This is a genomic window from Acinetobacter schindleri (genome assembly GCF_010918895.1).
GTDB lineage: Bacteria > Pseudomonadota > Gammaproteobacteria > Pseudomonadales > Moraxellaceae > Acinetobacter > Acinetobacter schindleri.
The window spans coordinates 3,087,533-3,097,067 of record NZ_CP044483.1; the positions used below are offsets into that span (position 1 = coordinate 3,087,533).

Below are 9,535 nucleotides of genomic sequence, written 5' to 3' on the forward strand. Positions count from 1 at the left end.
ATCGCGCCGTCGCACATGGTTCATGCTATCAGCAATAGCCATTGGCTGCGCTTTTTTACTCAAGCGCGATTCACAATTGCCGAAAAAATGATTACATTAACACAGGGCAAAACAGGTGCATCTGCCTGCTGGATGTATTAAAATTGCTGATATATCAGGTGTTGCAGGTCAACACCTTTTTTATTTTGCTATTTTTACTTTTTAGGTATCTACCCATGACCGTTCAAATGAGCGTAATGATTTCCGCTGAAGAAATTCAAGCTAAAGTCAAAGAGCTTGGTGCTCAAATCGATGCACACTATGCCCATAGTGACAAAGAACTTGTGCTCATCGGTTTGTTACGTGGTTCAGTGATTTTTATGGCCGATTTGTGTCGTGTGATTTCAAAACCACATGAACTGGATTTCATGACTGTGTCCAGTTATGGTGGTGGCACGGTATCGTCACGTGATGTAAAAATCCTGAAAGATTTAGACGGTGAAATCCGTGGTAAAGATGTACTGGTGGTAGAAGACATCATCGATTCCGGCAATACGCTGAGCAAAGTTCTGGAAATTCTGCACACCCGTAACCCAAACTCGATTCAGCTCTGTACCTTGGTCAGCAAACCTTCACGCCGTGAAATTAATCTGGATGTGCAGTTCCTTGGCTTTGAAGTCGAAGACAAGTTTATTGTCGGTTACGGCCTCGATTATGACCAGAAGTACCGCCATTTGCCTTTTATTGGTGAAATTGGTCTTTAAGAGATCCAACTTTAAAAAGTGGCGACAGTCACTTTTTTTATGTCTGCTTCACATGAACAAAAAGCTAACATTCCGTTTCAGGACTTCGCTAGATTGAAAACTTGACTTATCCGATGATGATTTCTGAACATGACTTAAAAACAAAGACATGATAAGAAAGGAGCATACATATGTGGTCACTTATAGTTGCAATTGTTATTGGTTTTATCGCAGGTTTAATTGCGCGTGCAATCCATCCTGGAGATGACAAGGCAGGCTTTATTATGACAACCCTACTGGGGATTGCCGGTTCATTACTTGCGACCTATGGCGGTCGTATGCTAGGTCTTTATGAGGAAGGTTCAGCGGCAGGCTTTATTGCTTCGGTGATTGGTGCCATTATCATTCTGTTTATCTACAACATGGTCACCAAACGCAGAACTGTCTAAATATTTAATTGAATAATTTCTGTTTTGCATTGAAAAAAGCACCCTGTCGGGTGCTTTTTTACTGCTGGCTGTTTAAAGATTTAATTCAAAGCTTCTGCTCTCAATATCCTTCAGATGACCAAGCGAAAGTTAAGATTAAAGACCTAGTTCTGTCAGAATCTTTTCAATCTGTTCAGCCGGATAGGCACCCATGACTTTAAAACCATTCGAGAAAATAATTGCTGGGGTACCCTGAATATTTAGGAATTTAGCCAAGGCCAAGTTGCGTTCTACCGGATTGGCGCAGCGTTTGCCAGATTTAGGCTGAATACCTTTACTAATCAGATCCTCCCAGGCTTGAGCCGGATTTTTTTCACAATAAATCTGTCGTGAAGGGGCTATAGATTGCGCTTTCAGTGGCAGAACAAAAGTGTAAATGGTTACGTCATTGAGCTTTTTAAGTTCTAGTTCAAGCTGTTTACAATAGGGGCAATTGGGGTCAGAAAAAATCGCCAACTGACGCTTGCCAGTGCCTCGTACTGTTTTCAATGCATCCTGTAAAGGCAACTTTTTCCAGTCGATACTGTTCTGTTTCAGCACCAGGTCCCGGGTAAGATTTTGCTTATCGGCAAGGCGAATCATAGACCCACCGATGAGATGCTGGGCATCCTCATTCAGGTAAACCACTTGTCCATCCATAGAACCACTATAGATCCCTTTCATTTCAGTAGTCTGAAGATTTTCAATTTTCAGGTCTGGGCTATGTTTGGCCAGGTTGGCTTTAACTGTATTAATATCGGCAAAGCTAAGGCTCGTAGCCAATACCGTCATGGCCAGCAGTAGGATAGGTTTCAGCATGAATCTCCTGCTCATGTCAGAGTAAAGTAGTGCTGATTCTATGCGTTTCATGCAGAAAAATCAGATGATTTATGTACTGTCATGTTTCACTATTCTTAATGTTTCACGTGGAACATAAACTACTTATGAAATAGAAGTAACCGGATTAATCTCTACAGAAATATGCACGATTTCTTCATGAATAGAAATCGCTTCACGGACCTGATCAGGACTTAAATCTAGCGCAGTCTCCAGCGCCACAAAACAGGCAAACTTGCCTTTCCCAACGCGGGAAACATGCAGGTCAGACAGTTTTACTAAAGGACCAAATTCTGCGACAACTTCCCGGATTTCATCTACCACCGGTGCATCCATATCGGCATCCAGCAGGGTTTTGGCAGTCTGTTTCAATAAACCAATAGACCAGCGTGCGACCAGAACTGAGCCAACAATCCCGAGCACAGCATCCAGAATATCCCAGCCAAAATACTTACCGGCAAGCAGGGCTATGATGGCAAAGACTGAAGTCAGGGCATCTGCTACTACATGCATAAATGCTGCCTGATGATTCAGGTCATGCTGATGCTCAGAATGGCTAGGATGATACTCATGATCGTGGTGATGCCCATGAGCATGTTCATGTCCACCATCATGCAGCAACCAGGCACAGACCAGATTAATAAATAAACCTAAAATCGCAATAGGAATGGCTTCATTATAGTGAATCTCTACCGGAGCAAACAGGCGTTCAATCGAATGGAAAGCCATAAAGCCCGCAATCACTAATAGCATGATGGCACTACTATAACCTGCCAGAATTTCAATACGCCAAGTCCCCATATTAAAGCGAGGATCATCGGCATAATGACGTGCTGCTTTGTAGGCGGCAAAGGCAAGTCCCAAGGCCAGGACATGGGAACTCATATGCCAGCCATCTGCCAGCAAGGCCATGGATTGAAAGACCCAGCCACCCATAATCTCAAATACCATCATCACGGCAGTCAGGATTGTGGCGAGCAGTATTTTCTTCTGTGCCAGTGGATTGCCTTGATCAAACTGATGGTTGTGCTGTGGAGCGGTATTGTTTTGCATTCGAGTGGTCTTGTTTATATACTCCCCCTTAGTATATTTATTTTTGGAGACTTGTGGTGAGTCATTTGCATGAAGATAAAAAAATATTAAATCGTGTACGGCGTTTAAAAGGTCAGATTCATGCGGTAGAAGCCTCACTGACACAGCAAGAACCCAGCTGTATTGATGTGCTACAACAGGTCGCTGCCATTAAGGGGGCGGTGAATGGTCTGATGAATGAACTGATTGAGGAGCACCTTAGAGAGCATGTAATCGAAGATCCAGAAGCTGTCAATGAACAGGATCTTCAGGAATTTTTAAAATTGCTCAAGCGTTATGGCTGATTTTTTCTGCTGAATATTTTCGTTTTGTTTACAGCAAGATAATTGATCGCTTTTTCATCTAACCGATACACTGCTTTCCATTCAAATTTTTATTCAACATCATTTTTCTGGAAGCGTGATGTTGAACTTCTATGGCAGCAGCATGACAATAAATACCACATGGCGACCATTCGCCATGGTCAGCCTTACATTGATTATGGGGACTATCGGCACGGCACTGGCCAGTCCGCTTTACCCTATTTATCAACAGGTTTGGCATCTATCTCCAAGCCAGATTACTTATATTTTTGTCGCCTATATGTTTGGCTGTCTAGGCTCTCTGTTGTTTCTGGGACGAACCAGTAACAGTATTGGTTTTTTAAGAACCTTACAAATCGGCTTGGTATTTATCAGTCTAGGCTTAATCATTTCCGTCTTTGCAGACAATGCAGTGATTTTATCAGTAGGGCGTTTCATTATCGGGATTGCCTCAGGTCTCATGACCACTTCTGCCATGATTGGCATGATACAAACCATTCCAGAGAGTCATAAGCAGTTTGCGCCGCAACTGGTATCAATCCTGACTGCGGTTGGCTTTGGTTTGGGTCCTTTGGTCGGCGGAATCATTGCGCAGTTTTCTCAGATGCCACTGATCACTCCATATCTACCTATTATTTGGGGGGCAGTACTATGTTTTATTGGCTTGTTCTGGTTAAAAGTGCCAGCATTTGAACGTCAGCCCTTTAGTATTGCACCGAAATTACTGCGTCCTGAGCCTCAATATCATGCTTTGTTTATGATCGTGGGTTTGACCGCATTTTGTGCCTTTGCTGCCTTTAGTTTATTTGCCTCACTGTTACCCTCTTTTCTGCAGGATATTCTGCCTTGGCATGGGCCTCTAGTCAGTGGTACCGCCATCACCTGCATTCTGTTGATTTCTGCCATGGTGCAGTTCTTTGCTAAAGCGGTTGCTGCAAAGAAATGTCTGAATATTGGCTTGATCATTATGTTTGCGAGTCTGATAAGTCTTGCACTGTGTATACTCCTCAAAACGAGCATCTTATTTTTTGTCAGTGATATTCTGTTTGGAATTGGACATGGTTTTGCCCTTATGGGTGCCTTTGGCGTGATTCATGCAATCACAACCTTACAGAATCGGGCCGCAGTCATGTCGACCTATCTGTTTATGGGTTATTTAGGCACAATTGTGCCGATTATTGCAGTGGGTTATCTGGCCGATCATTTTGGTTTGGGTTTTGCTGTCATCAGCTTCTGTGCGGTGATTAGTATTTTATGTGTAATTCTCTGGATATCACATCAGAAACTGCATGTAAAAACCTGATAAAAAAAGCCCTCAATTGAGGGCTTTTTATATATCTTGAAGATTATTTTCCAATACAGAACGATCCAAAGATCTTGCCCAGCAGGTCATCCGCACTAAAGTCACCGGTGATCTCACCTAAAGCATTCTGTGCCAGACGCAAGGATTCTGCCACCAACTCACCTGCGTTATATACCACCAGTTGTTCACGGGCTTCAGCCAGATACACTTGGGTACGCTTCATTGCGTCTAAATGACGGGTACGGGCAATAAAGGTATCTTCTTCAGGCTGGAAGCCTGCATGCGCTGTAATCGCATCTATGAGCGCTTGCACACCGGTTTCCTGCTTGGCTGAGACAGTGATGTGACGGAAACCCTGAAAATCGCCAATGATAGCTTCGGCACCGGTCAAATCTGCTTTATTACCAATTAGCATCAGGCGTTTCGGTTCAATATGTTCGGCAAAATACTCCTGTGCCAGTTGTAATGGATCATCACCCTGACTCAGGTCATAGACCAGCAACAGCAGATCCGCCTGTTCAATTTCCTTGATTGCACGACGAATCCCTTCTTTTTCCACAATATCACCCGTTTCACGCAGACCGGCAGTATCAGTCAGGGTAATTGGCAAACCATTTAAGGTAATTTTCTCATGCAAAACGTCACGTGTCGTACCCGCAATATCGGTCACAATGGCGCGTTCAATCCCGGCCAAAGCATTTAGCAATGACGATTTACCGGCATTGGGTTTACCGGCAATGACCACCTGCAAACCTTCACGTAGAAGCTGGCCCTGACGCGCAGATTGCTGTACTTGAGTGATTGCACTGGATACGCCATCCAGCAGATTTAGAATCTTGCCATCCGCTAGAAAATCAATTTCTTCTTCCGGGAAATCAATTGCGGCTTCTACATGCAGACGCAAATGAATCAGCTGCTCAAGTACGGCATTCACCTTGGTTGAAAATGCGCCTTGCAGAGAACGTACTGCCGAACGTGCAGCCGCTTGCGATGTCGCATCAATCAGGTCAGCAATGGCTTCAGCCTGGACCAGATCCAGCTTGCCATTTTCAAAGGCACGCATGGAGAATTCACCCGCTTTGGCTGCTATTGCCCCAAGTTCCAGCAAACGTGCCAGCAGGGCATTCTGAATCACCGGACCACCATGGCCTTGCAATTCAACCACATCTTCGCCCGTGAAAGAATTTGGATTCGGGAAGCAGATCGCTAAACCTTCATCCATGACTTCACCTGCCGCATCATAGAACTGGCGAAAACCGGCAAATCGGGCTTTAGGCAATTCTTTTTGAGTTAGCGCCTGGGCAATTGCATAAGATTTTGGACCAGACAGACGAATCACCCCAACGCCGCCACGTCCCGGTGGTGTCGCAATCGCAGCAATCGTAGTGGTTGGGTTGAGCATAAAATTCACCTGCAGAAGAACAAAAAGTACAGCCAAAAAAAATCCGCCTAAGATTACCATCTTAAGCGGATTTATTCAGCCCGTCAGTTCAACTTAGTTGACTGGCTTTGCCTCATCACGTTGTGCACGATCTTTGGCAACAGACTTGTTGATCAAGCTTTGCTGCAGGATGGTAATCAGGTTGTTGACAATCCAGTACAGCACCAGACCAGCCGGGAAGAACAGTAAGAATACTGTAAAGATCACTGGCATGATCTTGAACACTTTCGCCTGCATTGGATCAGTCGGTTGTGGGTTCAACGACTGCTGGATATACATGGTTGCACCCATCAGCAATGGCAGGATGAACCAAGGATCCATTGAAGATAAATCCTGAATCCACAGCATCCATGGTGCATGACGCAGTTCCACAGATTCCATCAGTACCCAGTACAATGCCAGGAAGATTGGCATTTGCAGCAAGAGCGGTAAACAGCCGGCAAGTGGATTTACCTGCTCGCGTTTGTACAGTGCCATCATCTCTTGAGAGAAGCGCATACGGTCTTCACCGAACTCTTCTTTCATACGCTGCATTTCTGGCGCAATCACACGCATTTTCGCCATAGAGCGGTAACTCTTCGACGACAATGGCCACAGGATCAGTTTTACCAGAATAGTCAACAGAATGATCGCCCAGCCCCAGTTACCTACCAGGCCATGGAAAAATTCCAGACCAACAAATAGTAGTTTGGCAATCGGCCATAACCAGCCATAATCTACAGTCTGGTTCAGACCTGTTGCCAGATCTTTGAGCTCTGACTGGATTTTTGGACCAGAATAGAAGGTCGCATCAATTTCAGCCACAGTACCGGCAGGTACATTGAAGGTCGGAGAGGTAAAGCCAATGATATTCATGTTATCAGTTGACTTACGTGATTCCAGCTTCGCCGTATAGGCCTCGCCATTGCCCTGTGTCAGTTTCAGGTTACCTGGTACCCATGCACTGACAAAGTAGTGCTGCACCATCGCAACCCAGCCGCCTTTGGCTTCAGTGCTGAGTTTTTCTTCAACAAAGTTGTCAAATTTCAACTTGTTGTAATGCTCATCTGGGGTACCCCAAGCGCCACCTAAGAAAGTACCTAAAGTAAAGATACCTTGATCAGATTTGCCTGGATCCTCAGAATTGTCACGCTTGATCTGGCCAAACATTTGACCTTGCCAAGCCTGTCCACTGCGGTTGATAACCTTGTGGTTCACGACAACTGGATATTCACCTTCAGTAAAATTGAAGGTTTTGATGATTTCTACACCATCTGCCGTCTTGAATACCATTGGCACAGACAGAACTTTTACATTCTCGCCATCTTTATTTTTGACTGCCTTGGCATCTGCCAGGGTATAAGCAGTTTTTTCCAGCTCATAGCTTGGACGGCCATTACGGCTGCTGTCCGGTCCATTTAGACCAATTAAACCTGACTGCGCGACATAAGTACGTTTCGCATCGCTTTCCAGCATGACGAAAGGTTCATCGCTGTCTTTGTTTTTGTCATGATTGAGTAATTCAACACGAACAATATCACCACCTTTAGGATTAATCCAAAGATGATAAAGGTCAGTTTGTACTGAAATAAGCTGCTGACTTACAGGTGCTGTAGCATCCGTGGCTTGCTGTGCTGGAACATTTGCTTGTGGCACATCAGAAGCGGCGGTAGCCGTCTGAGCATTTGGCAAATCTGCTGACACTTCTTGCGACACAACTGCAGTTTCCTGCTGAGGTTGAGTTTCCGCATTTCCATAATCTTTTTGCCACGCCAAAATGAGCAAATATGCGACAACAAACATAGCCCCGAGAATTGCAATCCTGGCCCATTGTTGCATATGTATTACCCCAAGTGGTGAGAGTGATTTTGGTTCAATAAACGATCACGAAAGGGTACAGCAACGTGAAGCGTTTGAGAATCTATTTGCTGAAATGAAATAAAACGAATCGCTTTCGGAGGAACAGGATCGTATCCTGAGCCACCCCACGGATGACAACGGCAAATACGTTTAGTAGCCAGCCACACACCACGCACAGCTCCATGTGTATGGACTGCTTCCAAGGAATATTGAGAACATGTTGGAAGATAACGACAGCGTGGTCCAAGTAAAGGACTAATCGCAATCTGATAGAAACGTATTAACCAATGCAGTAAACGTACCATTGGCCATCTCTACTTTTGTGGGGAGGGAGCTATTTTTATATGCTTTTTGGCAAGACGGTTGAGTTTCTGCCAAGCAAATTGTAGTTGCTGGTGCAATTCTGCATTCGGGACTGTATCAATACCAGCTTTTGGCATCACCACAATATCCAGATCGCTGAGCTGCTGTTGATGCAGGCGAAAACTTTCGCGAGCAAGACGTTTTACTCGATTTCGTTCATGCGCACGGCGCACTTTTTTCTTGGCAACAACTAAACCCAAACGGCTATTTGGCAGTTCGGACGGTTTTGCAAGAAATAAGAAATGGGGTTGATGCACTTTTAAAAGCGCACCATCAAAGACACCTTTATAATCGGCAGCACAGCGTAATCGTAACTCTGTGCCAAAACCATAAAGTGTTGTCATATCACCCAAAGTCGGCGAAGCCTAACTGATTAAACAGTTAAGCTGTGACGACCTTTTGCACGACGGCGAGCTAGAACTTGACGACCAGCTTTAGTAGCCATACGAGCACGGAAACCATGAACGCGTTTACGCTTTAATTCAGATGGTTGGAATGTACGTTTCATGTCGAAACTCCAAAAATGATCTTTCTATGAAGGTCCGCGATTTTAGTGCTCATTGCTTGAGCTGTCAATGCAAAAGCATATTTCTTTTCAAATTAGTCTAGGGATTGGCTTGCCTGATACTTTTCAAATTGTGTAGTCAAAGAGTGAATAAAATAGTTAACCACAATATAAATAATTGTTTTAATGTTACATTTTAGTTATTAACATCTATATCAACAGATTTATCCACAATGCTATACACAATTCAAATTTAGATTCTCGTTTTGAATTTAAATTTAAACCATGTGTTGGTTATCCACAGAAAGTCTGGATCTTATAAATAAATTCAAATTTATAAATTTAAATTTATTACTATTAGGAAGCTGTTTTTCTGTGGAAAATGCATTTTTAATTTTAATAAACATAATCTTATATTGTGGATAAAACTGTTTCTATAATTTTTATACTTTGTGGATAACTTTATGCTATATTTTATCCACAGCTTGCGGATAAACTTATCCACACCAGGTTTTAAATTTAAATTTATGCATGAAAAGCGCTTTTTTGAACGATTTATGCTGAATATTTCATGACAGATGTGGATAACTTGGTTAGAATGGCGACCCGCTTTTAGGTGCGGCAATGGCTTTTGAATAAACAATGGAATGAATAGGGGATTCAC

The 9,535-nt window shown here is 43.7% G+C and carries 11 protein-coding genes; 4 read left to right on the forward strand and 7 right to left on the reverse strand.

Features of this window, described 5'->3' with window-relative positions; all coding sequences use genetic code 11:
• The first annotated feature begins 215 nt into the window (after positions 1 to 215).
• Both hpt and FSC11_RS14705 read left to right on the forward strand, forming a co-directional pair.
• On the forward strand, positions 216 to 743 hold the full coding sequence (gene hpt / locus FSC11_RS14700; RefSeq protein WP_004813981.1) for a hypoxanthine phosphoribosyltransferase: 528 nt from the start codon (positions 216 to 218) through the stop codon (positions 741 to 743).
• A gap of 170 nt (positions 744 to 913) precedes the next feature.
• A complete protein-coding gene (locus FSC11_RS14705; RefSeq protein ID WP_004813984.1) occupies positions 914 to 1,171 on the forward strand; it encodes a GlsB/YeaQ/YmgE family stress response membrane protein in 258 nt (85 codons plus the stop codon).
• A 135-nt stretch (positions 1,172 to 1,306) separates the two neighbouring features.
• Here FSC11_RS14705 and FSC11_RS14710 read toward each other — a convergent pair whose 3' ends face one another.
• Together FSC11_RS14710 and dmeF are read right to left on the reverse strand one after the other, a co-directional pair.
• The gene (locus tag FSC11_RS14710; protein WP_163167681.1) at positions 1,307 to 2,008 is read right to left on the reverse strand and encodes a DsbC family protein; all 702 of its coding nucleotides are present in this window, start codon (positions 2,006 to 2,008) and stop codon (positions 1,307 to 1,309) included.
• Between the two features lie 123 nt (positions 2,009 to 2,131).
• Positions 2,132 to 3,079, reverse strand: coding sequence for a CDF family Co(II)/Ni(II) efflux transporter DmeF (dmeF, locus tag FSC11_RS14715; RefSeq protein WP_163167683.1), 948 nt, complete (start codon positions 3,077 to 3,079; stop codon positions 2,132 to 2,134).
• Positions 3,080 to 3,135: 56 nt separating this feature from the next.
• Between dmeF and FSC11_RS14720 the strand changes: the two genes are divergently transcribed.
• Both FSC11_RS14720 and FSC11_RS14725 read left to right on the forward strand, forming a co-directional pair.
• Complete coding sequence (locus FSC11_RS14720) at positions 3,136 to 3,402, forward strand: metal/formaldehyde-sensitive transcriptional repressor (protein ID WP_163167685.1); 267 nt, start codon at positions 3,136 to 3,138, stop codon at positions 3,400 to 3,402.
• Between the two features lie 118 nt (positions 3,403 to 3,520).
• A complete protein-coding gene (locus FSC11_RS14725; RefSeq protein ID WP_476760496.1) occupies positions 3,521 to 4,723 on the forward strand; it encodes an MFS transporter in 1,203 nt (400 codons plus the stop codon).
• 43 nt (positions 4,724 to 4,766) lie between these two features.
• On the opposite strand, the gene mnmE is transcribed toward FSC11_RS14725, so the two are convergent.
• The 5 genes from mnmE to rpmH all read right to left on the reverse strand — a co-directional run bounded on the left by mnmE (position 4,767) and on the right by rpmH (position 8,874).
• The gene (gene mnmE / locus FSC11_RS14730) at positions 4,767 to 6,125 is read right to left on the reverse strand and encodes a tRNA uridine-5-carboxymethylaminomethyl(34) synthesis GTPase MnmE (protein WP_163167687.1); all 1,359 of its coding nucleotides are present in this window, start codon (positions 6,123 to 6,125) and stop codon (positions 4,767 to 4,769) included.
• Between the two features lie 93 nt (positions 6,126 to 6,218).
• Complete coding sequence (gene yidC / locus FSC11_RS14735) at positions 6,219 to 7,982, reverse strand: membrane protein insertase YidC (RefSeq protein ID WP_163167689.1); 1,764 nt, start codon at positions 7,980 to 7,982, stop codon at positions 6,219 to 6,221.
• A gap of 5 nt (positions 7,983 to 7,987) precedes the next feature.
• Positions 7,988 to 8,308: a membrane protein insertion efficiency factor YidD gene (gene yidD, locus FSC11_RS14740; protein ID WP_004814012.1), complete on the reverse strand. Its 321-nt coding sequence runs from the start codon at positions 8,306 to 8,308 to the stop codon at positions 7,988 to 7,990.
• A 9-nt stretch (positions 8,309 to 8,317) separates the two neighbouring features.
• Positions 8,318 to 8,710 (reverse strand): ribonuclease P protein component, encoded by a 393-nt coding sequence (gene rnpA, locus FSC11_RS14745; protein WP_004814013.1) that lies wholly within the window; start codon positions 8,708 to 8,710, stop codon positions 8,318 to 8,320.
• 29 nt (positions 8,711 to 8,739) lie between these two features.
• The gene (rpmH, locus tag FSC11_RS14750) at positions 8,740 to 8,874 is read right to left on the reverse strand and encodes a 50S ribosomal protein L34 (RefSeq protein WP_000831329.1); all 135 of its coding nucleotides are present in this window, start codon (positions 8,872 to 8,874) and stop codon (positions 8,740 to 8,742) included.
• Positions 8,875 to 9,535: the final 661 nt, after the last annotated feature.